General features: G+C 74.8%; 21 protein-coding genes and 1 riboswitch. All 21 genes read right to left on the bottom strand.

Going from position 1 to position 25,584, the window contains the following annotated elements; translation table 11 throughout:
- Nucleotides 1-81 precede the first annotated feature (81 nt).
- On the bottom strand, nucleotides 82-564 hold the full coding sequence (ribH, locus tag BCD49_RS26180) for a 6,7-dimethyl-8-ribityllumazine synthase (protein WP_007518881.1): 483 nt from the start codon (nucleotides 562-564) through the stop codon (nucleotides 82-84).
- On the bottom strand, nucleotides 561-2,132 hold the full coding sequence (locus BCD49_RS26175; protein WP_007518879.1) for a bifunctional 3,4-dihydroxy-2-butanone-4-phosphate synthase/GTP cyclohydrolase II: 1,572 nt from the start codon (nucleotides 2,130-2,132) through the stop codon (nucleotides 561-563). The genes ribH and BCD49_RS26175 overlap by 4 nt, the downstream gene beginning before the upstream one ends.
- A complete protein-coding gene (locus BCD49_RS26170) occupies nucleotides 2,129-2,917 on the bottom strand; it encodes a riboflavin synthase (RefSeq protein WP_007518877.1) in 789 nt (262 codons plus the stop codon). Before BCD49_RS26170 ends, BCD49_RS26175 begins: the two co-directional genes overlap by 4 nt.
- A 158-nt stretch (nucleotides 2,918-3,075) precedes the next feature.
- Nucleotides 3,076-3,205, bottom strand: a riboswitch (FMN riboswitch).
- A gap of 228 nt (nucleotides 3,206-3,433) precedes the next feature.
- Nucleotides 3,434-3,892 carry a dCMP deaminase gene (locus BCD49_RS26165; protein WP_007518875.1) on the bottom strand — a complete coding sequence of 153 codons (459 nt, stop codon included), beginning with the start codon at nucleotides 3,890-3,892 and terminating at the stop codon, nucleotides 3,434-3,436.
- A gap of 12 nt (nucleotides 3,893-3,904) precedes the next feature.
- Nucleotides 3,905-4,609, bottom strand: coding sequence for a ribulose-phosphate 3-epimerase (rpe, locus tag BCD49_RS26160; RefSeq protein ID WP_007518873.1), 705 nt, complete (start codon nucleotides 4,607-4,609; stop codon nucleotides 3,905-3,907).
- A gap of 9 nt (nucleotides 4,610-4,618) precedes the next feature.
- On the bottom strand, nucleotides 4,619-6,034 hold the full coding sequence (locus BCD49_RS26155) for an RsmB/NOP family class I SAM-dependent RNA methyltransferase (RefSeq protein WP_007518872.1): 1,416 nt from the start codon (nucleotides 6,032-6,034) through the stop codon (nucleotides 4,619-4,621).
- Nucleotides 6,035-6,132: 98 nt separating this feature from the next.
- Nucleotides 6,133-7,098: a methionyl-tRNA formyltransferase gene (gene fmt / locus BCD49_RS26150; protein ID WP_007518870.1), complete on the bottom strand. Its 966-nt coding sequence runs from the start codon at nucleotides 7,096-7,098 to the stop codon at nucleotides 6,133-6,135.
- 151 nt (nucleotides 7,099-7,249) lie between these two features.
- Nucleotides 7,250-7,801 (bottom strand): peptide deformylase, encoded by a 552-nt coding sequence (def, locus tag BCD49_RS26145; protein ID WP_007518868.1) that lies wholly within the window; start codon nucleotides 7,799-7,801, stop codon nucleotides 7,250-7,252.
- A 109-nt stretch (nucleotides 7,802-7,910) separates the two neighbouring features.
- A complete protein-coding gene (locus BCD49_RS26140) occupies nucleotides 7,911-10,094 on the bottom strand; it encodes a primosomal protein N' (protein WP_083401699.1) in 2,184 nt (727 codons plus the stop codon).
- A gap of 199 nt (nucleotides 10,095-10,293) precedes the next feature.
- The gene (gene metK / locus BCD49_RS26135; RefSeq protein WP_007518865.1) at nucleotides 10,294-11,490 is read right to left on the bottom strand and encodes a methionine adenosyltransferase; all 1,197 of its coding nucleotides are present in this window, start codon (nucleotides 11,488-11,490) and stop codon (nucleotides 10,294-10,296) included.
- Between the two features lie 154 nt (nucleotides 11,491-11,644).
- Nucleotides 11,645-12,913 carry a bifunctional phosphopantothenoylcysteine decarboxylase/phosphopantothenate--cysteine ligase CoaBC gene (gene coaBC, locus BCD49_RS26130; protein WP_007518863.1) on the bottom strand — a complete coding sequence of 423 codons (1,269 nt, stop codon included), beginning with the start codon at nucleotides 12,911-12,913 and terminating at the stop codon, nucleotides 11,645-11,647.
- A 2-nt stretch (nucleotides 12,914-12,915) separates the two neighbouring features.
- Nucleotides 12,916-13,197 carry a DNA-directed RNA polymerase subunit omega gene (gene rpoZ, locus BCD49_RS26125; protein WP_071042009.1) on the bottom strand — a complete coding sequence of 94 codons (282 nt, stop codon included), beginning with the start codon at nucleotides 13,195-13,197 and terminating at the stop codon, nucleotides 12,916-12,918.
- 234 nt (nucleotides 13,198-13,431) lie between these two features.
- Nucleotides 13,432-13,977: a guanylate kinase gene (gene gmk / locus BCD49_RS26120; RefSeq protein ID WP_007518860.1), complete on the bottom strand. Its 546-nt coding sequence runs from the start codon at nucleotides 13,975-13,977 to the stop codon at nucleotides 13,432-13,434.
- Between the two features lie 320 nt (nucleotides 13,978-14,297).
- The gene (mihF, locus tag BCD49_RS26115) at nucleotides 14,298-14,618 is read right to left on the bottom strand and encodes an integration host factor, actinobacterial type (protein WP_007518859.1); all 321 of its coding nucleotides are present in this window, start codon (nucleotides 14,616-14,618) and stop codon (nucleotides 14,298-14,300) included.
- A 227-nt stretch (nucleotides 14,619-14,845) separates the two neighbouring features.
- The gene (gene pyrF, locus BCD49_RS26110; protein ID WP_442960532.1) at nucleotides 14,846-15,634 is read right to left on the bottom strand and encodes an orotidine-5'-phosphate decarboxylase; all 789 of its coding nucleotides are present in this window, start codon (nucleotides 15,632-15,634) and stop codon (nucleotides 14,846-14,848) included.
- 257 nt (nucleotides 15,635-15,891) lie between these two features.
- Complete coding sequence (gene carB, locus BCD49_RS26105) at nucleotides 15,892-19,230, bottom strand: carbamoyl-phosphate synthase large subunit (protein WP_071042018.1); 3,339 nt, start codon at nucleotides 19,228-19,230, stop codon at nucleotides 15,892-15,894.
- Nucleotides 19,230-20,402, bottom strand: a complete 1,173-nt coding sequence (gene carA / locus BCD49_RS26100) for a glutamine-hydrolyzing carbamoyl-phosphate synthase small subunit (RefSeq protein ID WP_007518854.1) — start codon at nucleotides 20,400-20,402, stop codon at nucleotides 19,230-19,232. The genes carB and carA overlap by 1 nt, the downstream gene beginning before the upstream one ends.
- Nucleotides 20,403-20,590: 188 nt before the next feature.
- Complete coding sequence (locus BCD49_RS26095) at nucleotides 20,591-22,252, bottom strand: PH-like domain-containing protein (protein WP_071042007.1); 1,662 nt, start codon at nucleotides 22,250-22,252, stop codon at nucleotides 20,591-20,593.
- The gene (locus BCD49_RS26090; protein WP_007516360.1) at nucleotides 22,249-23,586 is read right to left on the bottom strand and encodes a dihydroorotase; all 1,338 of its coding nucleotides are present in this window, start codon (nucleotides 23,584-23,586) and stop codon (nucleotides 22,249-22,251) included. The genes BCD49_RS26095 and BCD49_RS26090 overlap by 4 nt, the downstream gene beginning before the upstream one ends.
- Nucleotides 23,583-24,524 (bottom strand): aspartate carbamoyltransferase catalytic subunit, encoded by a 942-nt coding sequence (locus tag BCD49_RS26085; protein WP_007516361.1) that lies wholly within the window; start codon nucleotides 24,522-24,524, stop codon nucleotides 23,583-23,585. The genes BCD49_RS26090 and BCD49_RS26085 overlap by 4 nt, the downstream gene beginning before the upstream one ends.
- Nucleotides 24,521-25,222, bottom strand: a complete 702-nt coding sequence (gene pyrR / locus BCD49_RS26080) for a bifunctional pyr operon transcriptional regulator/uracil phosphoribosyltransferase PyrR (RefSeq protein WP_007516362.1) — start codon at nucleotides 25,220-25,222, stop codon at nucleotides 24,521-24,523. The genes BCD49_RS26085 and pyrR overlap by 4 nt, the downstream gene beginning before the upstream one ends.
- Nucleotides 25,223-25,584: the final 362 nt, after the last annotated feature.

The following is a 25,584-nucleotide window of genomic DNA, read 5'->3' as shown; positions in this document are numbered from 1 at the left end:
TTCCCCGGGCTTGAGGTCAGACGGCGAGGGGGGTGGTGCCGTTGTTCCGGCGAGGCATTCGGGCCTCGCCATCAGCCCGGATCAGGCGAGTGGCTGCAGCTCGGTGAGCACGACGGCCGCCTCCAGCGCGGCGAGCGCGGCCTCACGGCCCTTGTCCTCGGCCGACCCGTCCAGCCCGGCCCGGTCGCGCGCCTGCTCGATCGTGTCGCAGGTGAGCACGCCGAAGCCGACCGGCACCCCGTTGTCCAGCGTCACCCGCAGCAGTCCCTCGGTGACGAACTTGCAGACATAGTCGAAGTGCGGGGTGCCACCGCGGATGACCACGCCGAGTGCCACGACGGCGTCATGGTGGGCCGCCAGCCGGTCGGCGACGACGGGGAGCTCCACCGCGCCCGCGATCCGGACCACGGTCGGCTCGACGGCGAGCTTCACATCCACGCAGGCACGCAGCGCGCCGTCGAGCAGGGCGTCGGTGATCTCGCTGTGCCACCGGGTGGCGACGATCCCGAGCCGCACCTCGGACGCCACCGGCAGCACCTCCTCGGGCGCTCCGATGCCGCTCACCGACGGTCCCCTCCCTGGCAGGCCTCGGCCACCCTGCGGTGACCGGCGCGCCGGCCGTGTCCTCGTCCGTTGACGCTACCGTTCGTACCGGAACCGTTCGCACCGGTAGTCGTGCCCGCGGTGGTCGCGCCGTCGCCCTCGCGGGCGGCCGTGTCGAGGGCATCCGCGGCCGTGGCGATCGCGTCGGCCACCACCTGCGCGACCATCTCCGACGGCACCGCGGGCGCCGCGGTGGCGACCGCGTCCGCCACCGCGCCCGCGACGACTTCGGGCAGCTCGGGCAGGCCCGGGATGTCGTGGCCCATCCGGTCCCGCTTGGTGGTCAGGTAGCGCAGGTTCTCCGGAGTGTGCGCGACTGGCAGCGCGACCCGCTCGACGATCGCCAGGCCGTAGCCCTCCAGGCCGGCCCGCTTCGCCGGGTTGTTCGTCAGCAGCCGCAGGCCGCGCGCGCCGAGGTCGACGAGGATCTGCGCGCCGATGCCGTAGTCGCGGGCGTCGGCGGGCAGCCCCAGCGCCAGGTTCGCGTCGACGGTGTCGTGCCCGGCGTCCTGGAGCTGGTACGCGGCGAGCTTGTGCATCAGACCGATCCCGCGGCCCTCGTGGCCCCGCATGTAGAGCACGACGCCGCGGCCCTCGGCGGCGACCATGCCGAGCGCGGCGTCGAGCTGGGTGCCGCAGTCGCAGCGCAGCGAGCCGAAGACGTCGCCGGTGAGGCACTCGCTGTGGACGCGCACCAGCAGGTTCTCGCCGTCGCCGATGTCGCCGCGGATGAGCGCGACGTGCTCGACGCCGTCGAGCGTGCCCCGGTAGCCGACCGCGCGGAACGCCCCGTACTTCGTCGGCAGCTGGGCCTCGGCGACCCGCACCACCTGCTTCTCGGTCCGCCGCCGGTAGGCGACCAGATCCGCGATCGAGATCAGCACCAGCCCATGTTCGCGCGCGAAGGCGACAAGCTCGGGCAGGCGGGCCATCGTGCCGTCGTCGTTGACGATCTCGCAGATCGCGCCGGCGGGGCGCAGCCCGGCCAGCCGCGCGAGGTCGACCGCCGCCTCGGTGTGGCCCGGCCGGCGCAGCACGCCGCCGTCGCGGGCCCGCAGCGGGAAGATGTGGCCCGGCCGGGACAGGTCGGCGCTCGTGGTCACCGGGTCGGCGAGCAGGCGCAGGGTGCGCGCCCGGTCCGCGGCGGAGATGCCGGTGCTGACCCCTTCGCGGGCGTCCACCGTGACGGTGAACGCGGTGCCCATCCGCTCGGTGTTGAGCGGCACCATCTGGTCGAGGCCGAGCCGGTCGGTGTCGGGCGCCGCCAGCGGGGCGCAGATCACGCCGGAGGTGTGCCGGACCATGAACGCGACCAGCTCCGGCGTCGCCTTCTCGGCCGCGAAGATCAGGTCGCCCTCGTTCTCGCGGTCCGCGTCGTCGACCACGACGACCGAGCGCCCGGCGGCGATCTCGGCCAGTGCCTCCTGGACCGTGCCGAACGCCGAGGCCAGCTCGTCACCGGCCGGCGCCAACGGACTCGCCGGCGCCGCCGCCGCGCCCAGGGTCGTGCCTGCCTGCACCGCGCTCATCGGCCGGCTCCCTTTCCCTCGAGGACGACCGGTCCGGTGGGTGGCACCGGGAACGCCGGTGCCGGCTCCAGCCGGCCGACAACATCGGGGAGCTGCCCTAGGTCCGCGCCGGGGACGGCCGAGGAGCGGCCGAGGGCGGGAGCGGCGAGCTTCTCCACGTACTTCGCCACGACATCGACCTCCAGGTTCACCGCCGCGCCGACCTGGCGAGAGCCCAGCGTCGTCTCGGTGAGCGTCGTCGGGATCAGGCTCACCGTGAACGTCGCCGGCTCGTCGGCGCGCGGGCTTCCACCGGAGGCGGGCGTCACCTCGACGACGGTCAGGCTCACGCCGTCGACGGCGACCGAACCCTTCTCGACGAGAAAGCGGTCGAGCCCGGCGGGCAGGGCGATCCGGACGACCTCCCAGTGCTCGTCAGGAGCCCGGTCGACGATCGTGCCGACACCGTCGACGTGGCCCTGGACGAGGTGCCCTCCAAGCCGGTCGGCGAGGCGCACCGGCCGTTCCAGGTTGACCCGGTCGCCGGTGGTGAGCCCGCCGAGCGCCGAGCGGCGCAGCGTCTCGAGCATCACGTCCGCGGTGAACACCGGGGTACCCGTGCGTGGGTCCACCTCGCCGGCCGGCGTGAAGGAGGTGACGGTGAGGCAGACGCCGTTGACGGCGATCGACGCGCCGTGGCGCACGTCCTCGAGTACTGCCGAACAGCCGATGGTCAGCTCCGCGGCGGCCGCGTGCTCCGTGACCGCGGCGACGATGCCGAGCTCCTCGACGATGCCGGTGAACATCCGACCTGCGTCCTTCCCGTCCGGCGCCCTGGCCGGGGGAACGGACGACGGTCACGCGGGTCGATGGCCGACGAGACCGGCCGCGCGGCCGGACACGCCGACGCCAGAGGCACGGCGGTGCGCCCGCGGGCGGGCCCAACCGTGCCCAGGCACGGCCCGCGCGCTGCCTCCCATCCGGACTTTCACCGTCGGTCCCGGAATTCCACCGGGTCCACCGCCCACTGGTTGTGGGACGGGTCGCGGACTGTCACCGCCGGCTCGGAGTTTCACCGACCCCGGAGCGCGCGTGCTGCTGATGTACCCCCATGGGGTCTGCCATTGGGGGATCCTGGTAGTTGCCTACCGACGAGTCTGGCACACAACCCGGGCGGACGGCGTGGGTCGGGACGCCCCAGATGTCCGTCGGCGGGGCATTTTGGCAATCGGCCACCGGGCACCGTGCGCAACGTCACTGGTCCAGGCGCGCTACCGCCCGCCCTGACGACCCATCGTCACTCCCCTGACGACCGCTCGTCCCTACGGCTGGCGCAGGTGGGCGTTGGCGGCGCGGACGCCGGCGGCGAGTTCGGAGCGCTCGACGACGGTGACGCCGGCGGCGGCGAGCAGCTCGGCTCCCTGGCAGTCGACGAACAGGGCCGGCTCCCGCCAGGCGAAGACGACCCGGCCGATCCCCGCCGCGAGGATCAGCTCGGTGCAGGTCCGCGGACGCGACGCGCGGGCGCTGCACGGCTCCAGCGAGCTGTAGATGGTCGCACCCGCCAGGCGCGGGTCACCGGGCGAGAAGGCTCGCAGGGCGGCCTCCTCGGCGTGGTCACGCGGGTCGGTGGCCCGCGACCAGCCCTCGGCGAGCGCGGTCGCGCCGTCGGCGCCGACGATCACCGCGCCGACCGAGAACGCCGTCGCCGACGGCGGGCAGCGCCGCCCGAGCTCCACCGCGTACGCGAGCCACCGCCCGTCGACGTCCTCAACGGTCACGTCGGCCTCCCGTCAGACAGCCGCCGCGCGCGGAGGCGGCGGCGTGAGGCGGGGACCGGCGCGCAGCGCCTGCGCGCGCAGGGCCTCGACGGCCGCGCCCGGGTCAGCGGCGCCGTAGACCGCGGTGCCCGCGACGAAGACGTCCACGCCCGCGGCAGCGGCCCGCTCGATGGTCTCCTCGCTCACCCCGCCGTCGATCTGCAGCCACAGGTCAAGGCCCCGCGCGTCGAGCAGCCCACGGGCCGCCTCGATCTTCGGCAGCACGCTGTCCATGAACCTCTGGCCACCGAAGCCGGGCTCGATCGTCATCAGCAGCAGCAGGTCGAACCGGTGAAGGTCGTCGGCATAGTGCTCGACGGGCGTCGCCGGCTTCACGGCGAGCCCGGTGCGGGCCCCGGCGGCGCGGATCGCCTCCGTCGTGCGCGGGAGGTTGTCGACCGCCTCGGCGTGGATCGTGACGTTCGCGGCCCCCCGCTCGGCGAACCCCGGCGCCCAGCGATCCGGGTTCTCGATCATCAGGTGGCAGTCGAGCGGCGTGTCGGTCACCTGGCGCAACGCGGTCACGGTGTCACCGGAGAAGGCCAGGTTCGGGACGAAGTGGTAGTCCATGACGTCGACGTGCAGCCAGTCGGCCCGTCCCTCGACCGACCGCGCCGCGTCCGCGATCCGCGCGAAGTCGGCGGCGAGCAGGCTGGGATAAATCTGCGCGGTAGCCACCTCGCGAGGTTATGACGCCCGACTGGGGACGGACGGGTCGGGGAACCCCCGGCGCAGGAGCGCCAGGAACATCGCGTCGGTGCCGTGGCGGTGGGGCCAGAGCTGGACGAACGGGCCGTCGCCGAGGTCCGGCACACCCGGCAGGGCGCCGCGCGCGTCGAGCAGGGTGACGTCGGCGCGCTGCTCGACGACGGCATGCACGACCTCGGTCGTCTCGGCCGGATGCGGCGAGCAGGTGGCGTACGCGACGACGCCACCCGGGCGGACGAGGTCGAGCCCACTGACCAGCAGCTGGCGTTGCAGCCGGGACAGCCCCGAGGCGTCGGCTGCGAGCTTGCGCCAGCGGGCCTCCGGCCGGCGGCGCAGCGCGCCGAGGCCGGTGCACGGCGCGTCGATCAGCACCCGGTCGACCCGGCCCGTCGGCAGCGGCGGGAACCGGCCGTCCGCGCGGACCACGAACGCCCCCGGCCGCCCGTCGAGCGATCCGGCGACCAGCCCGGCCCGGCCGGCCCGCGGCTCGCAGGCCAGCAGCACCGGCTCCGGCAGGCCGAGGCTCTCGCCAGCCCCGCCGGAGGTCAGCAGCGCGGCGAGCAGCACCGCCTTGCCGCCAGGCCCCGCGCACAGGTCGACCGTGACGCCGCAGTCGTCGCCCAGCGTCGGAGTGCGGGCCAGGGCGAGCGCCGTCAGCTGGCTGCCCTCGTCCTGGACGCCGGCCCGGCCGGCCTGCAGCGACGGCAGCGCCCCCGGGTCGCCGCCGCCGAGGACGACGGCGAACGGCGAGTACCGGCCGGGCTCGGCGGAAAGCCCGGCCGCCGCGGCCTCGGCGAGCAGCTCCTCGCGGCTCATCCGGTCGGGCTCGGCGACCAGGTGCACCGACGGGCGGGCGTCGTCGGCGACGAGCGCGGCCCTGGTCTCGTCGAGGTCGCCGCCGAGCGCGTCGGCGAAGGTCTCGACGATCCAGCGCGGGTGGGCCGTGACGACCGCGAGGTGGCCGAACGGGTCGCGCTCGAACGGCGGCGCGGACAGCAGCGCGGCGACATCCCCGCCGCTCTCGGCCACCCGGTCGGCGACCCGGCGCAGCACGGCGTTGGCGAACCGGACCGGCCGCTCGCCGCTGGTCGCCCGCACCAGGTCGACGGTGGTACCGACGGCGGCGCGGGCCGGCACGCGGGTGCGCAGCAGCTGGTAGGTGCCCAGGCGCAGCGCGTCGCGTACGCCCGCGTCGACGGTCGCGACCGGCCGGCTCGTCACCGTGTCCAGCAGGCCGTCGAGCAGGCCCTGGGCGCGCAGCGATCCGTAGGTCAGCTCGGTGGCGAACCCGCGGTCGCGGCCCGACAGCCGGCGCTGGGTGAGCAGCGAGGGCAGCAGCAGGTTCGCGTAGGCACCGCGCTCGTCGACCGCCCGCAGCACCTCCCAGGCGACCATCCTCGCGTCGTCCACCCGGGGCCCCTGGCTGCCGCCAGGACGTCCGGAGGAGCCGGGCCGGTCACCGCCATGCCCGCCACCGCGGCGGGGTGGGGTGCTCACTGGAGGGCCTCGCCGTCGTCGAGGCGGACACCGCGCGCCCAGGCCGCGGCGGGCATCGCGTTCTTGCCCTCGGGGCGGACCTCGCCGAGCACGACCGGGCCCGTCCCGGTGCCGGCGGCGACCGTGTCCTTCCCGACGACGGCGATCTCGCCGGGCGCGAGCGCCCGCCCGAGCCCGAGGTCCTGGCCGCCGCCGCTGCCGGCGGTGGTGGCCGGGCGGACCGGGCCGAGCTTGACCCGATGGTCGCGGAAGGTGGTCCAGGCGCCGGGAGCGGGGGTGGCGGCGCGGACGAGCCGGTCGACGGCGTAGTCCGGCAGCTTCCAGTCGACGCGGACCTCGTCGACGGTGAGCTTCGGGGCGACCGACACACCGTCGGCCGGCTGCGGGCGCGCCTGGAGCGCCCCGTCCTCGATGCCGTCCATCGCCGCGGCCAGCAGCGCCGCCCCGGCGACGGCGAGCCGGTCGAGCAGGTCACCGGAGGTGTCCCGGGGGCGGACCCGCTCGGTGAGCGTGCCGAAGACCGGGCCGGAGTCGAGGCCCTCCTCGATCTGGAAGACGCTCGCGCCGGTGACGTCCTCGCCGGCGAGGACGGCGCGCTGCACGGGCGCGGCGCCCCGGTAGGCCGGCAGCAGGGAGAAGTGCAGGTTCACCCAGCCGTGCCGGGGGATGTCGAGGGCCGCCTTGGGCAGCAGCGCGCCGTAGGCGACGACCGGGGCACAGTCCGGGGCGATCGCGGCGAGCCGCTCGAGGAACTCCGGGTCACGCGGCCGCTCCGGGGCGAGCACGGGGATGCCTGCCTCGTGGGCGAGCTCGGCGACCGGCGACCGGGCGACCTTGCGGCCCCGGCCGGCCGGCCGGTCCGGCCTCGTCACGACGGCGACGACCTGGTGGCGTGGACTGTCGACCAGCCGGCGCAGGCTGGGGATGGCCACCGCCGGTGTGCCGGCGAAGACGAGACGCATAGGGGCCGCACCGATCCGCCAGGCCCGTCGGCTCGCGCCGGTACCTGGCCGTCCACGTTGACGTGAAAATCGAAAACTAACCTAGCGGCGTCCGCCGCCCACCAGCCGCCGCGCCCACCGCGCCCGCCGGCCGGGTCGCCCGGCCGGCGTCTCAGGTCGCGCGGCCGAACAGCGGGTGCGGGGATGCCCTGACGACCGGCGACGGCTCGTTCGCCCACTCGGCCTCGCGGATCGCCTTCATCGCCGCCTTCTTGGTCTCGCGATCGAGGCGGTCGATGAACAGGACGCCGTCAAGATGGTCGGTCTCGTGCTGCAGGCAGCGGGACACGATGCCGCCGCCCTCCACCGTCACCGGGTCGCCGTACATGTTCTGGCCGACGGCCAGCACCCGTTCCGGCCGGGGCAGCTCGAACGCCAGCCCGGGCAGCGACAGGCAGCCTTCCTCCCCGTCCTGCAGCTGCTCGGAGAACGGGCCGAGCACCGGGTTGACGAGGTGGTCGATCTCGTCGTCGTCGTTGAAGTACGTGAAGACCCGCAGCGACACGCCCAGCTGGGGCGCGGCGAGCCCGGCGCCGCTGGCCTCCCACATCGTGTCGGCCAGGTCATCGATCAGCCGGCGCAGCTCCTTGTCGAAGGTCGTCACCTCGGCCGCCTTCGTCCGCAGCACCGGGTCCCCGAACAGACGGATCTCACGAACAGCCACAGGTCCAGCTCCTTCAGCGCGGGGATGGCTCCATGCTACGGGCCCGGGCGTGGCGGTTCCCGTCCCGCGCACGGCATGATCGCCAGGCCGCGGCCGCCACCACCGGCCGTCAGCCGAGGGAGATCGGGTCGAGCTGGACGCGCAGGCCAGCGGCGGCCCGGCGGGCGTCCAGCACCCCGCGGGCCGCGCGCAGGGCCTCGGCCAGCTCACCGCCCTGCTTGCGCGGCACCCGCACCAGCAGTCGTTCCCGCGGGCCGTCCGCTCCATCCGCGCCGGGCACCGCTGATACGCCGCCCGCGCCAGGGCCGGCGGGAGCGGCGGCGGCCGGCGGCGCGGCGGATGCCGACCGCCGTGCCGGCGCGGGCAGCGGCACCGGGCCCAGGACGTCGGCGGCCGCCGGGAGAGTGGCGGCCTCCAGGAAGGCGCGCAGGATCGGCGTGGTGCCCTCGACGGCGGCGATCCTGGTCGCCGGGGGGAAGCCGAGCTCCGCCCGGTCGTCGGCCTCGCGGGCCACGAAGCCGGCCGGGTCCCAGCGCACCAGCGCCTGCACGGGGCCGAGGCCCTCGTCCGCGACCACCACGACCCGGCCGCCGGCCGGGCCCGCCACGGCCAGCGCCGCCGCGTTCGCCCAGCGGCGCAAGGTCTCCTCGCCGGTGCGCAGGTCGGGGCGGCCGAGCAGCGCCCAGCCGTCGAGCAGGAGCACCGCCCCGTAGCCGCCGTCGGCCACGGGCTCGGCGCCGGGGGTCGCGACCACCAGCGCGGGGCCGGCGGGGACGGTGGCGAGCACCTCGTCGCGCCCGGAGGTGCGCAGCGTGACGCCCGGGAAGGCCCGGCCGAGCTCCTCGGCGGTCCGCCGGTCCCCGGTGACGGACACCCGCAGTCCCGGGTCCGCGCAGCCGGGACAGGCCCAGTCGGCCGCTGGCCGGCCGCACCACCGGCAGGCGGGCGCGCGCCCACCGCCGGGCCGGCCGAGCGGCCCGTGGCAGTGCGGGCACCTGGCCGGGCGGCGGCAGGAGGCGCAGGCCAGCGACGGCTGGTAGCCGCGCCGGGGCACCTGCACGAGCACGGGGCGATCGGCCGCCAGCGCCTCCCGGGCCGCCCGGACCGCCAGCGACGGCAGCCGCGCGGACCGGGCGGCCTCGTCGCGGGCGGCCTCCCAGTCCGACCCGGTCGGCCAGACCAGCGGCGCGAGCTGCCTGGCCTCGCGGCGGGGCAGCACCAGCGGGTGCGCCCAGCCGGACCTGGTCAGCGCCTCGGCGTCGGTGGAGGGGGCGTGACCGCCGACGAGCAGCGCGGACTCCTCGAGCCGGGAGCGCAGCACCGCGACGTCGCGGGTGTGCGGGTAGGGCGCGCGCGGCTCCGCGTGCAGGTCGTCGCCGTCGTCCCAGACGACCACGAGGCCCAGGCTCTCGACGGGCGCGAACACGGCCGCGCGGGTACCGACGACCACCCGGGCGCGGCCCCGGCGCGCGGCCAGGAAGCGGCGGTACCGCTCGGCCGGCCCCAGGTCGGCCCGCAGGCTCACCACCAGCTCGGCGGCGGGCCCCAGGTCGGCGCTGAGCGCGTCGGCGACCCGGTCGACGTCCCGGTGGTCGGGGACGACCACCAGCGCGCCCCGGCCGCCGGACAGCGTCGCCCGCACCGCCGCCGCGACCATGGCGGGCCAGCCCGGGCCCGGCGGCGCCCACCACACCGCCCGCGGCGAGCGCCCCGCCGCGAGCGCCGCGAGCAGGCTCGGGCCGGCCGGGTAGCGCCGCCACTCGCCCGGATCCGCGGGCGGGGCCGGGTCTCCCGGACGTGCCTCCTGCTCGGTCTTCTCCGCCTTCTCCGCCTTCTCCGCCGTGGCATGGCGGGGCGGGATCGCGAGGCGCAGTACGTCGGCGAGGGTGCCCGCGTACCGGTCGGCGACAGCGCGAGCCAGCCGGGCCACCGGCCGCGACAGCACCGGCTCCGGCGAGATCGCCTTCGCCAGCGGGGCCAGCCGGCCGGCGTGCTCGGACTGGTCCACCCGCTCCAGGACGAAGCCGTCGACGAGCCGCCCGGCGAACCGGACCCGCACCCGTGCCCCGGGCACCGCGTCCGCGGCCATCGACGCGGGCACCAGATAGTCGAACGGCCGGTCCAGGTGCGCGAACGGCACCATCGCGGCGACCCGCGCGACCGGCAGCTCGGCCGCCGTGGCGGCGTCCCGGTTGGCCGGCCGCCGCTTCGCCACCGCCGGCCGGGCCGCCGCGCTCGCCGGCTCCTCCGGACGCGCGGCCTCCTGCGCGCCGAGCCCGGGGAGCAGGTCCATGACCGCATTCGTACCAGCAGGCTCCGACAGGTCCGGCGGCGGGCGCACGGCGCTCCTGAGCCGTCCAGCGCGCCGTGACCAGGGCGGATACGCCATCAGACACGTCTGCCCGGCCCCGAGAACCGGGACCGGGCAGACACCTGGCGAGCCAGAGGTGTTCCCGTGGCCGAACGGAGCCCGGCCACGGGCTACGGGATGCCTAGCCCTTGACGGCCCGGGCCAGGGCCTCCGCGCGGCTGGTGGACTCCCAGGTGAAGTCCAGCTCCGGCCGGCCGAAGTGGCCATAGGCGGCGGTCGGGGCGTAGATCGGGCGGAGCAGGTCGAGGTCGCGGATGATCGCGGCCGGGCGCAGGTCGAAGACCTGGTTGATGGCGTCGGAGATCTGCTCCTCGGGGACCGTGGCGGTGCCGAAGGTCTCGACGAACAGGCCGACCGGGTGCGCCTTGCCGATCGCGTAGGCGACCTGGACCTCGCACTTGGTCGCCAGCCCCGCGGCGACGACGTTCTTCGCGACCCAGCGCATGGCGTAGGCGGCGGACCGGTCGACCTTGGACGGGTCCTTGCCGGAGAACGCGCCGCCGCCGTGGCGGGCGTAGCCGCCGTAGGTGTCAACGATGATCTTGCGACCGGTCAGGCCGGCGTCGCCCATCGGGCCGCCGATCTCGAAGCGGCCGGTCGGGTTCACCAGCAGCCGGACGCCCTCGGTCGAGATGCCGAGCGTCGCCAGCTCGGGGTCGACGACGTACTCCTTGATGTCGGGCGCGAGCAGCGTGTCGAGGTCGATGTCGGCCGCGTGCTGCGTCGAGACGACGACGGTGTCGAGCCGGACCGGCTTGCCGTCGACGTACTCGATGGTGACCTGGGTCTTGCCGTCCGGGCGCAGGTAACCGACCTGGCCGTCCTTGCGGACCGCGGACAGGCGGCGCGCCAGCCGGTGCGCGAGCGCGATCGGCAGCGGCATCAGCTCTGGGGTCTCGTCGACGGCGAAGCCGAACATCAGGCCCTGGTCGCCGGCGCCCTGCTTGTCCAGCTCGTCCTCGGTGGCGCCGCCGACACGGGTCTCGTGCGCCGTGTCGACGCCCTGGGCGATGTCGGGCGACTGTGAGCCGATCGACACGCTGACGCCGCAGGAGTGGCCGTCGAAGCCCTTCTTGGACGAGTCGTAGCCGATGTCCAGGATCTTCTCCCGGACGACCGAGGCGATGTCGACGTAGGTCTTGGTGGTCACCTCGCCGGCTACGTGCACCTGGCCGGTGGTGATGAGCGTCTCGACGGCGACCCGGCTGCGCGGGTCGTCCTTGAGCATCGCGTCCAGGATCGCGTCACTGATCTGGTCAGCGATCTTGTCCGGGTGTCCCTCGGTGACGGACTCGGACGTGAACAGGCGCGTCGCCACTTGGTGGTACCCCCTGAAAGATCCGGCAGATTCTGACGAAGTTTACCGATGAGGCGAGTGGGGTACCCACAGCGCCTCGTCGTCTGTCACTCGGGCGTTGCCGGCGTGACCAACGGGTGGCACGCCGCCGCAACATCTCGGCGCGGCCGGGCACCTAGGTGAGGCGACCGGCGACCAGGTCGAGGACGCGGTGGGCCAGCAGGTCCTTGGTGGTGCGTTCGATGGTCGTCGCCGAGCCGTCGAGGCCCAGGACGACGGCCCCGTTGTGGTCGACCTCGAAACCGAGCCCGGCGCCGACCTCGTTGACGACCAGCAGGTCGGCCCGCTTGCGGGCGAGCTTCGCCCGGCCGAGGTCGAGCACGGACCCGTCCGGGCCACCGGTCTCGGCGGCGAATCCGACCAGCAGCTGGCCCGGCGGGCGTGTCTCGCGGGTGGCGACCAGCTCGGCGAGCACGTCCGGATTGGGCTCCAGCTCGACCGGCGCCGGGACGCCGCCCTCTTTCTTGATCTTGTAGTCCTGGGGCTTGGCCGGGCGGAAGTCCGCGACGGCGGCGGCCATCACGACGACGTCGGCGCTCGCCGCGGCGGCGTGCACCGCGTCCCGCAGGTCGAGGGCGGACGTGACCCGCACGACGGTCGCGCCGGCCGGGTCCGGCAGCGCGACGTTGGCCGCGACGACGGTCACGCGCGCGCCCCTGGCCAGGGCGGCGCGTGCCAGCGCGTAGCCCTGGCGGCCGCTGGAGGAGTTGCCGAGGAAGCGCACCGGGTCGAGATGCTCCCGGGTGCCGCCGGCGCTGACGACGACGTGACGGCCGGCGAGGTCGGGCCGCGCGGCGGCCGGGCCGAGCGCGAGCACCGCGCGGGCAAGCGCCGCGATCTCGGCGGGCTCGGGCAGCCGCCCGGGGCCGGAGTCGGGGCCGGTGAGCCGGCCGACGGCCGGGTCGATGACGACGGCACCCCGTTCGCGCAACGTGGCGACGTTGGCCCGGGTGGCCGGGTGCTCCCACATCTCTGTGTGCATCGCCGGGGCGTAGACCACCGGGCAGCGCGCCGTGAGCAGGGTCGCGGTCAGCAGGTCGTCGGCGCGGCCGGCGACGGCCCGGCTCATCAGGTCGGCGGTGGCCGGGGCGACGAGCACGAGGTCCGCCTCCCGGCCGATCCGCACGTGCGCGACCTCGTCCGGGTCGGCCCACACGTCGGTGCGCACCGGGTTGCCCGACAGGGCCGCCCAGGTCACCTCACCGACGAACCGCAGAGCGGACGGCGTGGGCACCACCCGGACGTCGTGGCCGGACTCGGTGAGCCGGCGCAGCACCTCCAGCGCCTTGTAGGCGGCGATCCCGCCGGAGACACCGAGGACGACCCGCGGGCGCCCGCCGGGCGCCGGGCGCGGGCTTTCCGGCGCCTCCGGGTGCGCGCTCACGGTCAGGAGGCAGGCGGAAGCGGCTCGGGAGTCGTCTCGTGGGTGAGCAGGCCGGCGTTGATCTCGCGCAGCGCGATCGACAGCGGCTTCTCCTGGGCACTGGTCTCGACCAGCGGGCCGACGTGCTCCAGCAGCGCCTCGYCCAGCTGCGAGTAGTAGGCGTTGATCTGGCGGGCACGCTTGGCCGCGTAGATCACGAGGCTGTACTTCGAGTCGGTCGCCTCGAGCAGCTCGTCGATCGGCGGGTTCGTGATGCCCTCGGGCTGGGCAGGTGTACCGGACAAGGTGGTCCTTCCGGTGGCTAGGTGCGCACGCAGGTTGGTGGTCTGGTGGTTCGAGGACGGCGGCCGAGCGGGCCCGTCGTCGGGGTCCGGAAATCCGGATCCTCGGCCGCGCGACTTCTCGGGACGCCCGGAATTCTGCCTTCCGGAGGGCGACCAGGGGGTCACGCCGTGTGGCCGAGTAGTCGTGTCGCCGAGCAGTCGTATGGCCGAGGAGCCCGGGGTGGTGCCCGGAGATCACTCAGTAGTCATCAACGATACCAACCGGGCCGCCGCGGCCTCGACGTCGTCGTTCACGACGACCGCGTCGAACTCCGGCTCGGCGGCGAGCTCGACCCGGGCACGCGCCAACCGGCGCTCGATCACCTCGGGCCGCTCGGTGCCCCGGCCGGTGAGCCGGCGAACGAGCTCGTCCCAGCTCGGCGGGGTGAGGAACACGAACCTGGCGGACCGCATCGCCTCGCGGACCTGGCGGGCGCCCTGCAGCTCGATCTCCAGCAGGGCGGGCAGCCCCTCGGCGAGCCGCCGTTCCAGCGGCCCGCGTGGGGTGCCGTAGCGGTTGTCCGCGAAGGTGGCGTGCTCGACGAACTCGCCGTCCTTGACCATCCGGTCGAACTGGTCGTCGTCGACGAAGTGGTACTCGACGCCGTCGGTCTCACCTGGCCGCGGCGCCCGGGTGGTCGCGCTGACCGACACCCAGACGTCCGGGAAAAGCCGGCGGACGGCGGCGACGACCGTCCCCTTCCCGACTCCGGACGGCCCGGAGAGCACCGTGAGACCCATCCGCCCACCTTAGGGTGCCCGGGACGGGTCCTGATCCGGGCGGGTCGCCGTGAACACGGGGCCGGGGACGCCGAGACCGGCCGCAGACGTGCCTCCCGGTCTTTCGGGATGCCCGTCTCCGGCCGGTCTCAGCCTGTCCTCACCAGGCATGGCGAAGGCATACCGCCCCGCCGTCCCGGCGTGGTCACCGGCTCCCCGGCCGTGGACCCGGCCGGGGCGCACGACCCACCGACGGTGTCCGCCGAACGCCGCCAGCGAGTCCCTGGGGTCCCCACATCGCGCCAAAGGCGCCATGTGGGGGGACGCGCCGGCGCCGCCGGTCAGGACGCCGCGCCGAACTCCTCTAGGAGCGCGGCCCGCTGCTTGGCACCAAGGCCACGCAGCCGGCGGGTCGGGCTGATGCCGAGTCGTTCCCGGATCCGCTGGGCCCGAACACGGCCCACACCCGGAAGCGATTCCAGCACCGCCGAAACCTTCATCTTGCCGACGACCTCGTCTTCCTCGGCCTGTTCCAGCACCGCGGCCAAGGTCGTCTCCGCCTTCTTGAGTCGCTCCTTGAGATCGGCACGCTGCTTTCGCGCCAGCGCAGCCTTCTCCAGGGCGGCTGCCCGCTGCTCGGGCGTCAGGGGCGGCAGGGGCACGGTTACGCCTCCTCAAATGGGGTGATCGCGACGCGCAACCTAGCGAGTACTGTCGCGCCGGTCTAGCGGGGTCGCTTCCGCTCAAAGAAGGTTTACCGACCCGAAACGACCGGTGACGAGACGGCGAGACCACTGGCGCACAAGTACCACCCGGCCCGCCGACCGGCCGCGGGCATCGTCACCATGCCTATGCGGCATGTGACCGACCCGATCGGCCCGGAATCGCGTTACCGCAGGTCAGCGCCCCGCGAGGGCCGACGAAGGGTCGCCGCGAGCTCCGCCGCCACGGCTCCGGGATCGGCCGCGCCGGTCACCGGACGCCCCATCACCACGTAGTCGGCGCCCGCCGCGAGAGCCTCTTCCGGGGTCGCGACCCGCGCCTGATCGGCCCGGTCCCCACCCCTGGGACGGACCCCCGGAGTGATGAGAGTCACATTATTTCCGACCTCTTGGCGGAGCCGATCGGCCTCCCACGGGCTGCAGACCAGCGCGCCCGCACCCGCCTCGACGGCGAGTACCGCGAGCCGACGGGCCGCATCCAGGGCGGGTCCGGCGAGCCCGATGTCGGCGAGATCGGTTTCGCTGAGTGACGTCAGCACGGTCACCCCGACGACCGTGAGCGGCTCCACCCCGGCCGCCGACGCGGCCTCCCCCGCCGCCTCGACGGCCGCCCGGACCATCGCCGCCCCGCCGGCGGCGTGCACGGTGACGAACCGGGGCCGCAGGGCCGCGACCGAGCGCAGCCCGCCCGCGACCGTCGCCGGGATGTCATGCAGCTTCAGGTCGAGGAAGAGCCCCGGCCCCTCCGCCGCGTCGTCCGGCCCCTCGTCGCCCGGCCCCGCGGCGCCGGCCAGCAGCCCCTCGGCGCGCAGTGYCCCGACGACGGCCGGCCCCTCCCGGTAGAACAGCTCCAGCCCGACCTTGAGGAGCGCCACGTGCGGCGCGACGGCGCGCGCCCACCGCAGCGCGGTCGCCGCGTCCGGCGCATCCAGCGCGACCGCCACCGGCGCCCTCACCGACGCCTCGACCGCCCCGCCCGCCACCCCACTCATACCCGCTCCCCTCTCATCCCGGGGCGTCCGCCGCCTCGGTCTCCCAGGGCGTCCGCGGCCTTGGTCTCCCGGGACGTCCGCCGCCTTGGTCAGCCGTCCGCGCTACCCAGCCACCGGAGGTGACGGCGCATCGGCGCAGCGCCAACCCGGYCACGTCCTCGGCCCGGGACCAGACCGGCCCCCGTCATACGCCTTCACCCGGAACCACGCAGGGAGGGCGCTCAGCGCCCGACCAGGCGCTGCCCGGTTGCGGGCGCGGAGCGTCCGGCAACGGGAGCGCCCCAGGTCTTGCGCAGCTCCTCGTGGTAGGACTGCAGCGGCCGCACGTCCAGCTCGCCGTGCATCAGCGCCTCGATGCCCTGCACGCAGGCCGCCGCGGCCTGGATCGTCGTGATGCACGGGACGCCGGCCGTCACGCACGCGGTCCGGATCTCGTAGCCGTCCAGGCGCGGCCCGACGCCCCAGGGAGTGTTGATCACCAGGTCGAGCTGCCGCGCGTTGATCATGTCGACGCAGTCGACGAGGCCGTCCGCCGGCGCCCGGTGCTTGCCGAGCACGATCGCCTTCACCCCGTTGCGCCGCAGCACCCCCGCGGTGCCCTCGGTGGCGTAGACGGTGAAGCCCAGGTCGGCGAGCCGCTTGATCGGGAAGATCATCGCCCGCTTGTCCCGGTTGGCGACGGACACGAACACCCGCCCCGAGGTCGGCAGCGAGGCGTAGGCCGCCGCCTGCGACTTCGCGTACGCCGTCCCGAAGCCGGCGTCGATGCCCATCACCTCGCCGGTGGACTTCATCTCCGGCCCGAGCACGGTGTCCACCCCATGGCCACCCGAGTCGCGGAACCGGCCGAAGGGCAGCACCGCCTCCTTGACGGCGATGTGCGAGTCCAGCGGCAGCGTCGCGCCGTCGCCGTCGGCCGGCAGCAGCCCCTCGGCGCGTAGCTGGGAGACGGTCGCGCCGAGCATCACCCGGCTCGCCGCCTTCGCCAGCGGCACCGCCGTCGCCTTGGAGACGAACGGGACCGTCCGCGAGGCCCGCGGGTTGGCCTCCAGCACGTACAGGACGTCGGACTGCAGGGCGTACTGCACGTTGAGCAGGCCGCGCACGCCCACGCCCTGGGCGATCGCCAGCGTGCTGTCCCGGATCCGGTCGAGCTCGGAGCGGCCCAGCGTGATCGGCGGCAGGGCGCAGGCCGAGTCGCCGGAGTGCACGCCGGCCTCCTCGATGTGCTCCATGACACCCGCGAGGTAGAGCTCCTCGCCGTCGTAGAGCGCGTCCACGTCGATCTCGACCGCGTCGTCGAGGAACCGGTCGACGAGCACCGGGTGCTCGGGCGAGATCTGGGTCGCCCGGTCGATGTAGTCGCGCAGCATCTCGTCGTCGTAGACGATCTCCATGCCGCGCCCGCCGAGCACGTAGCTCGGCCGGACGAGCACCGGGTAGCCGATCCGCTCCGCCACCGCGTGCGCCTCGTCGTAGGAGGTCGCGACCCCGTGCGGCGGCGAGGGCAGGCCGGCGGCGGCGAGCACCTCGCCGAACCGCCCGCGGTCCTCGGCGAGGTGGATGGCCGCCGGGGAGGTGCCGACGATGGGCACGCCGGCGGCGGCGAGGCGGGCCGCGATGCCCAGCGGCGTCTGGCCCCCGAGCTGGACGATCACGCCGGCGAGCGGCCCGGCCTGCTGCTCGGCGTGCACGACCTCCAGGACGTCCTCGACGGTGAGCGGCTCGACGTAGAGCCGGTCGGCGGTGTCGTAGTCGGTGGAGACCGTCTCCGGGTTGCAGTTGACCATGATTGTCTCGTAGCCGGCGTCCGAGAGCGCCATGACCGCGTGGCAGCAGGCGTAGTCGAACTCGATGCCCTGGCCGATCCGGTTCGGCCCGCTGCCGAGCACGATCACCCGGGTCTTCTCCCCCGGCGCGACCTCGGTCTCCTCGTCGTAGGCCGAGTAGTGGTACGGCGTGGCCGAGGCGAACTCGGCGGCACAGGTGTCGACCGTCTTGTAGACCGGCCGGATCCCGTGGGCGTGCCGGAACGCGCGGACCTCGTCCTCGGACGTCCCGAAGATCTCGGCGAGCTGCGCGTCGGAGAAGCCGGCCCGCTTGGCCCGCCGGACGGCGGCGACGTCACCGCGACCGGCCGCGGCGGTGGCCGCGGCGACCTCGTTGACGAAGACGAGCTGGTCGACGAACCACGGGTCCATGCCGGTGGCGGCGGCGAGCTCGACCGGGTCGGCGCCGGCGAGCAGCGCCTGCTGCATGACCTTCAGCCGGCCGTCGCGCGGGACGCGCGCCGTCGCCAGCAGCTCGGCCGCCGTTGCGTCGGGCGGGGTGAACGAGAACACCGCTGCCGGGCGCTCCAGGGAGCGCAGCGCCTTCTGCAGCGCCTCCGCGTAGCTGCGCCCGACGCCCATCGCCTCGCCGACGGACTTCATGTGGGTCGTGAGCGTCTCGTCGGCGCCGGGGAACTTCTCGAACGCGAACCGCGGCACCTTGACGACGACGTAGTCCAGCGTCGGCTCGAAGGCGGCCGGGGTGGTGCGGGTGATGTCGTTCGGGATCTCGTCGAGGGTGTAGCCGAGCGCCAGCTTCGCGGAGATCTTCGCGATCGGGAAGCCGGTGGCCTTCGAGGCGAGCGCGGACGAGCGCGACACCCGTGGGTTCATCTCGATGATGACGATCCGCCCGGTGCGCGGGTCGACGGCGAACTGGATGTTGCAGCCGCCGGCGTCGACGCCGACCGCGCGCATCACCGCGATCGAGAGGTCGCGCATCCGCTGGTACTCGCGGTCGGTGAGCGTCATAGCCGGGGCGACGGTGATGGAGTCGCCGGTGTGCACGCCCACCGGGTCGACGTTCTCGATCGAGCAGACGACGACCACGTTGTCGGCGCGGTCGCGCATCAGCTCGAGCTCGAACTCCTTCCAGCCGAGCACCGACTCCTCGAGGAGCACCTGGGTCGCCGGGGAGGCGGCCAGGCCGTCGGCGGCCATCCTGGCGAGCTCGTCGGCGTCGTGCGCGAAGCCGCTGCCCGCGCCGCCGAGGGTGAAGCTCGGCCGCACGACCACCGGGTAACCGAACTCGACCGCGGYGGCGAGGCACTCCTCGACGGTGACGCAGATCGCGCTGCGCGCGGTCTCGCCKCCGATCTGGGCGACGATCTCCTTGAACAGCTGGCGGTCCTCGCCGCGGCGGATGGCGTCTATGTTCGCACCGATGAGCTGGACGCCGAACCGCTCCAGCACGCCGGCGTCGTACAGCGCGACGGCCGTGTTCAGCGCCGTCTGGCCACCCATGGTGGCCAGCAGCGCGTCGGGGCGCTCCTTCTCGATGATCTTGGCGACGATCTCGGGGGTGATCGGCTCGACGTAGGTCGCGTCGGCCAGCTCCGGGTCCGTCATGATCGTGGCGGGGTTGCTGTTGACGAGCACCACCCGCAGGCCCTCGGCGCGCAGCACCCGGCAGGCCTGCGTCCCCGAGTAGTCGAACTCGCAGGCCTGGCCGATCACGATCGGCCCCGAGCCGATCACCAGGACGCTGCGCAGGTCGGTCCGCCTGGGCATCACTTACCCCCCTTCTGGCCGCGGGTCGTGGCCGCCATGAGCTCGCAGAACCGGTCGAACAGGCCCTGGGCGTCGTGTGGGCCCGCCGCCGCCTCCGGGTGGTACTGGACGCTGAACGCCGGCACGTCCAGGCAGGCGATGCCCTCGACGACATCGTCGTTGAGGGCTACGTGGCTGACGGCGACCCGGCCGAACGGGGTGTCGACGTGCGTCCCGTCGGTGGGCGCGGCGACCGCGAAGCCGTGGTTGTGGCAGGTCACCGCGATCTGGCCGGTCGCGAGATCCTTGACCGGCTGGTTGATGCCACGGTGGCCGTAGGCGAGCTTGTAGGTGCCGAAGCCGAGCGCCCGGCCGAGCACCTGGTTTCCGAAGCAGATCCCGAACAGCGGCACGCCGGCGCGCAGCACGCCGCTCGCCGCCTCGACCGCGTAGTCGGCGGTCGCGGGGTCGCCGGGGCCGTTGGAGAAGAACACCCCGTCCGGCTCGACGGCCAGCAGGTCGTCGGCGGTCGCCTTCGCCGGCAGGACGTGTACCTCGCAGCCGCGGGCGGCCATCGACAACGGTGTGTTGCGCTTGATCCCCAGGTCCAGGGCCGCGACCCGAAAGCGGCGCTCCCCGCCGGCCGGGGCGACGACGTACGGCTCGCGGGTGCTCACCTCGGGGGCGAGGTCGGCACCGACCATCTCGGGGCTCGCCAGCACCTTGTCCAGCAGCACGGCCGGGTCGGCGGACAGGCTGGAGATGCCGCAGCGCATCGCGCCACGCTCGCGCAGGTGGCGGGTGAGCGCGCGGGTGTCCACGCCGCTGATGCCCACGATGCCCGCCTGGGCGAGCTCGGCGGCCAGGCCGCGCTCCGCCCGCCAGTTCGACGACAGCCGGCTCGGGTCGCGTACGACGTAGCCGGCGACCTGGATTCCCGACGACTCGTAGTCGCGGTCGTTCACCCCGGTGTTGCCGATGTGCGGCGCGGTCATCACCACGACCTGGCCGAAGTACGACGGGTCGGTCAGCGTCTCCTGGTAGCCGGTCATGCCGGTGGAGAACACCGCCTCGCCGAACGTCTCGCCGACGGCGCCGTACGCCTCGCCCGCGAACGCCCGGCCGTCCTCCAGGACCAGCACCGCCGGCTGCCCGACCGCTGGTTCGGGCCTGGCCTGTTCCCCTGCTCCCACCTGTGCCTCGTTCCCTGCTCGGTCGGGGCCACATCGAGGGCCCCTGCGCACGTCCCACGCCCGTCGGCGCTCATGTCCTCGTCACGGAGGCCCTGCCGCCCGGATCCCGGCACCGCGAGGCGCCGGGGCCCGGCGTTCCGGTACCCCGCATGTCCAGCCCTGGACCCGTTCCCGCGTCGGGCGTCCCGTCACTGCTCGCGGCGCGGCCAGCGGCGGGTCACGTCGTCGTACGGGTCGGCCTCGCTCTCGGGCGTCTCGCCGCTCCGCCACCCCTCGGCCGCGTACGGGTCAGGCGCCGCCGCGTACGGGTCGGACGCGGCGTACGGGTCGGACGGCGCGTACGGGTCGATCGACGCCCGGGGATCACGCGAGCCCGGCGCGACGGGTCGCACCGGCCCGGGATAGCCGCCCGTCGCGGCGTAGGGGCCCGCGGGCCCGGCCGGCGCCGCCCTGGACGGGTCCGGCGGCGCGGACGGGTACGACCTCGGTGGCGCCGCCGCGTACGGGTCCGGCGGCGGCGTCGTCGGCGCGGGGTAGGCCTGGGCCGGCGTCGGCTGCCCCTGACCGTGCGGGTCGTATCCGCCGGTGCCAGGCGGGCCCGCGACCGGCCGCCGACCGGCCGCCGGGATCCCGCCGGGTCGGGTGCCGTCGTCAGGCCGCCCGGCGCCGCCCGGCCGCGTGCCCCCCGAGGGCCACGGCGGGCCGCCGGCGGGCGGCCGGTCCGCCCTGGTCACCGAGAACCCGTCCGTCGCCGCCCCGTAGGCACCCCCGTCGCCGGCTGGCGGTCGCTGTCCGGCGGCCGGGGGCGGTGGTGCCACGGCGGGTGGCCGGGGCGCCGTGGCGGGCGGGCGGGGTGGCGCGGCCGGCGGGCGCGGCGGCGCGGCCGCCGGGCGGGGCGCCGCGGCGGGCGGGCGGGGCCCGGTCGGCTGGCCGGGCTGGTTGCCGGCACCGCGGGCCGAGCCGCGCGGGTTGGTCGCGTATGGGTCGGCGCCGGCCCGGCTCGCCGCGCGCGGGCCGGTGCGGTACGGGTCCGGGCCAGCCCCGACCGCGGAGCGCGGGCCGGTGCCGTACGGGTCGTCGCCGCGCCGGTCGGCGATCTCCTGCTCCAGAGGGCGGCCGAAGCCCCGACGGCCGGGCCGCGCGCCGCGGCCGGAGGCGCCCGGGTTCGCCCCATGCCCACGGCCGCGGGCGGCCACGGGGACCGCGCCCTCGGCGCCGGCGGGCTGGTGGCGGCGCGGCCGCAGCTGGCGCAGCGAGCGCGCCACCGGCCGCGGCGAGGTGATCTCGCCGTCCATGGCCCGCGCCGGGGGCCCGATCAGGTCGTGCACCGAGCGCATCACCTTTGGCTGGCGGGCCCGGTCCTCGCCGCGGAAGCCGGTCTCCAGCTCGCGGCCGTCCAGCGACCAGGCGATCACCAGCAGCCGCCCCGGGGCGGCCACCTTGCCGGCGTGCGCGCGCTCCAGCCGGGCGCCGCGGACGGCCTCCCGGGGGATCCAGAACGCCGACGCGCCGCGGTCGACCCGTATGCCAGCGTCGTGGACGGTGAGGTAGGCGCCGTCCCTGCCGGACAGCCCGCGGGCGGAGAACCATTCGAGCCACTGGCCGGCGTCGGTCGTCCCCAGGTAGGCGCCGCGCAACGGCGCGGCGAGCACCGTGCCCGACTCCTGCGGCGGGGCGAGCAGCTCCGGCAGGCCCTCCTCCTGCTGGGCGGCGCGGCGCCGCCAGGTCTGGCGCAGCCAGCCGATCACCGCGATCAGCAGCAGCACGATGCCGAAGACCAGCAGCACGCGCAGGCCGATCAGGCCGGCCCCCGCGCCAGCGGCCACGACGTGGCCGGCGACCGGGCTCATACGATCTTCCCGTCGAGCACCGTCGGCCGTCCGGCGAGGAAGGTCGCGTGTACCTGTCCCGGCATCGTCATCCCCCGGTAGGGCGAGTTCCGGCTGCGGCTGGCGAACCCGGCGGGGTCGACAACCCAGCGCGCCTCCGGGTCGACGAGGGTCAGCGTCGCGGCGGCGCCGACGTCCATCGAACTCCTGGCGTCAACCGGCACGTCGGGCAGGCCACCGATGCGGGCGGGCGCGAGCGCCATCCGCTCGGCGACGCCAGCCCAGTCGAGCAGCCCGGTCGTCACCATCGTGTCGAGAACGATCGAGAACGCGGTCTGCAGCCCCAGCATCCCCGGCCGGGCGGCCGACCACTCGGTCTCCTTGTCCTGCGGGGCGTGCGGGGCGTGGTCGGTGGCGACGGCGTCGATGGTGCCGTCGGCGAGCCCGGCGCGCAGCGCCTCGACGTCCTCGGCGGTACGCAGTGGCGGGTTGACCTTGTACACCGGGTCGTAGGTCGCCGCGAGCTCGTCGGTGAGCAGCAGGTGGTGTGGGGTGACCTCGGCGGTGACCCGCCAGCCCTTCGACTTCGCCCATCGGATGATCTCCACCGACCCGGCGGTGGAGACGTGGCAGACGTGCAGCCTGGAGCCGACGTGCCCGGCTAGCAGCGCGTCACGGGCGATGATCGCCTCCTCGGCGACCGCCGGCCAGCCCGCCATGCCCAGGCGCGCCGAGCAGGTGCCCTCGTTCATCTGGGCGCCCTCGGTGAGCCGCGGCTCCTCCGCGTGCTGGGCGATGACGCCGTCGAACGCCTTGACGTACTCCAGCGCCCGGCGCATCAGCAGCGCGTCGGACACGCAGTGGCCGTCGTCGGAGAAGACCCGCACCGCGGCGGCGCTGGTGGCCATCGCGCCGAGCTCCGCGAGCCGCTTCCCGGCGAGCCCCTCGGTGACCGCCCCGACCGGGCGGACCTCACAGTGGCCCGCGTCCCTGCCCAGGCGCCAGACCTGCTCGACGACGCCGGCGGTGTCGGCGACCGGGTGGGTGTTCGCCATCGCGAAGACGGTGGTGTAGCCGCCGAGCGCGGCGGACCTGGTGCCGGACTCGACCGTCTCGGCGTCCTCCCTGCCAGGCTCGCGCAGGTGGGTGTGCAGGTCGACGAAGCCGGGCAGCGCGTACAGCCCGTCGGCGTCGAGCACCTGGGCACCGGTCTCGGTCGCGTCCAGCGTGCCCGCGGCCGCGGTCTGAACGATCCGGCCGCCGGCGAGCAGCAGGTCGGCCCGGTCGCCGCCCAGCGGCCGCGCCCCGCGCAGCAGCCAGGCCTCGGCCGAACCAGATGCCCGGTCTGACGTCATCTGGTGACCTCCCGCTCGTCGCGCTCGTCCGCCCCGCCCAGCAGCAGGTACAGGCAGGCCATGCGGACGCTGACCCCGTTGGCCACCTGCTCGACGACGGTAGACCGCGCGGAGTCGGCCACCTCCGAGGAGATCTCCATGCCGCGCACCATCGGTCCGGGGTGCATGACCAGTGCGTGCTCCGGAAGGGTGGCCGCGCGGTCCGCGTCCAGGCCGTACCGGCGGCTGTACTCCCGCTCGGTCGGGAAGAAGGCCGCCGACATCCGCTCCTGTTGCACACGCAACATCATGACGACGTCCGAGGCGGGCAGCACGGCGTCCAGGTCGTAGGAGACGTCCACCGGCCAGGCGGACACCCCGTGCGGTACCAGCGTCGGCGGCGCGACCAGCGTCACCTTCGCCCCGAGGGTGTGCAGCAGCCAGACATTGGACCGGGCGACCCGTGAGTGCAGCACGTCGCCGACGATCGTCACGGCGAGCCCGTCGAGCCGGCCGAGCCGGCGGCGGATCGTGAACGCGTCCAGCAGCGCCTGGGTGGGGTGCTCATGGGTGCCGTCGCCGGCGTTGAGCACGCTGCCGCGCACCCAGCCCGCGAGCCGGTGCGGGGCGCCGCTGGCCGGGTGCCGGCAGACGACCGCGTCGGCGCCCATCGCCTCCAGGGTCAGCGCCGTGTCCTTGAGGCTCTCGCCCTTGGAGACGCTGGAGCCCTTCGCCGAGAAGTTGATGACGTCGGCGGACAGCCGCTTGGCGGCGAGCTCGAACGACGTGCGGGTACGGGTGGAGTCCTCGAAGAACAGGTTGACGACGGTGCGCCCGCGCAGCGTCGGCAGCTTCTTCACGGCGCGGCCCGACAGGCGCGCCATCTGCTCGGCGGTGTCGAGCACCAGCAGCGCGTCGTCGCGGCCCAGGTCCGCGGTGCTCAGCAGGTGGCGGTTCACCGGCCGCCTCCCGCGGCGGGCGATGCCGGACCGTCCGGGGAGACGATCAGGACGGCGTCGGCGCCGTCGGTCTCGGTGAGCCGGACGGCCACGGACTCGCGCCGCGAGGTTGGCATGTTCTTGCCGACGTAGTCGGCGCGGATGGGCAGCTCACGGTGGCCACGGTCGACGAGCACCGCCAGCTGGACCGCGCGGGGGCGGCCGTACTCCGCCAGCGCGTCCAGCGCGGCGCGCACGGTGCGCCCGGAGTAGAGGACGTCGTCGACGAGGACGACCACTCTGCCATCGACGCCGCCGTCCGGGATGTCGGTGACCCGCAGCGGGCGGACGGCCCGCAGCCGCAGGTCGTCGCGGTACATCGTCGGGTCGAGTGAGCCGGTCGGCACCGCGACGCCTTCGACGTCGTGGATGCGGGTCGCGAGCCTCGCGGCGAGCGGGACGCCGCGGGTGGGGATCCCGAGCAGCACGACGCCGGCGCCGCCGGAGGTCTTCTCGAGGATCTGGTGGGCCATCCGGCTGACGATCCTGGCGATGTCGGCGGCGGCGAGCACCGTCCGGCTCACCCGTTGCTCGCCGGGGCCGAGATCGCCCGGAGCGGCAGTGGTGCCGCCCGCGTCGGGAGGCCGGGAACCGGCGTCCCCCAGGGCGACACCTAGATCACCAACGGGGTCGTCATTACGGCGAGCAGCGTCAGCCACCCAGCCCTCCTTCCCCGCCTCACGGGACGGTCCTTAAAGGAGCGGTCCGAACGACGGTACCAGTMACCCCGGCCGCTACCGGGCGTCGCGAGGAAGCCCACGGCGTGCTCGCGGGATGTCACACCGTCCTGTCGCGCGGCGTGCACACCGGGACGCGACGGCGGTACGCTCACGCGCCGCCATCCACACTCTCGATGACCCTTCCCCGCTGAACAGTCACCCAGAGCATCCGTATGGCGATTGGACGTGAGAGTGACGTGGACCTCGTTCAACACGGGTCACATCGCGTTACCGTTGCCCGACACCGATCGAGCGGTGTCCGATACCAGAAGTCTCCGAGGGACTAGCGCCAGGAGCGACGG

The sequence above is a fragment of the Pseudofrankia sp. EUN1h genome, from assembly GCF_001854645.1.
In the GTDB taxonomy this organism is placed as follows: domain Bacteria; phylum Actinomycetota; class Actinomycetes; order Frankiales; family Frankiaceae; genus Pseudofrankia; species Pseudofrankia saprophytica.
Note: the sequence above shows the minus strand (reverse complement) of the source record. Positions and strands in the feature narration are given on the sequence as shown.

Coding starts and splice junctions, on each gene's coding strand:
- BCD49_RS26175 (WP_007518879.1), bottom strand. CDS start 2,132: ATGAGCGCGGTGCAGGCAGGCACGACCCTGGGCGCGGCGGCGGCGCCG.
- BCD49_RS26170 (WP_007518877.1), bottom strand. CDS start 2,917: ATGTTCACCGGCATCGTCGAGGAGCTCGGCATCGTCGCCGCGGTCACG.
- BCD49_RS26155 (WP_007518872.1), bottom strand. CDS start 6,034: ATGGTCGCCTGGGAGGTGCTGCGGGCGGTCGACGAGCGCGGTGCCTAC.
- fmt (WP_007518870.1), bottom strand. CDS start 7,098: ATGCGTCTCGTCTTCGCCGGCACACCGGCGGTGGCCATCCCCAGCCTG.
- BCD49_RS26140 (WP_083401699.1), bottom strand. CDS start 10,094: ATGGACCTGCTCCCCGGGCTCGGCGCGCAGGAGGCCGCGCGTCCGGAG.
- gmk (WP_007518860.1), bottom strand. CDS start 13,977: ATGGGTCTCACGGTGCTCTCCGGGCCGTCCGGAGTCGGGAAGGGGACG.
- BCD49_RS26095 (WP_071042007.1), bottom strand. CDS start 22,252: ATGAGCCCGGTCGCCGGCCACGTCGTGGCCGCTGGCGCGGGGGCCGGC.
- BCD49_RS26090 (WP_007516360.1), bottom strand. CDS start 23,586: ATGACGTCAGACCGGGCATCTGGTTCGGCCGAGGCCTGGCTGCTGCGC.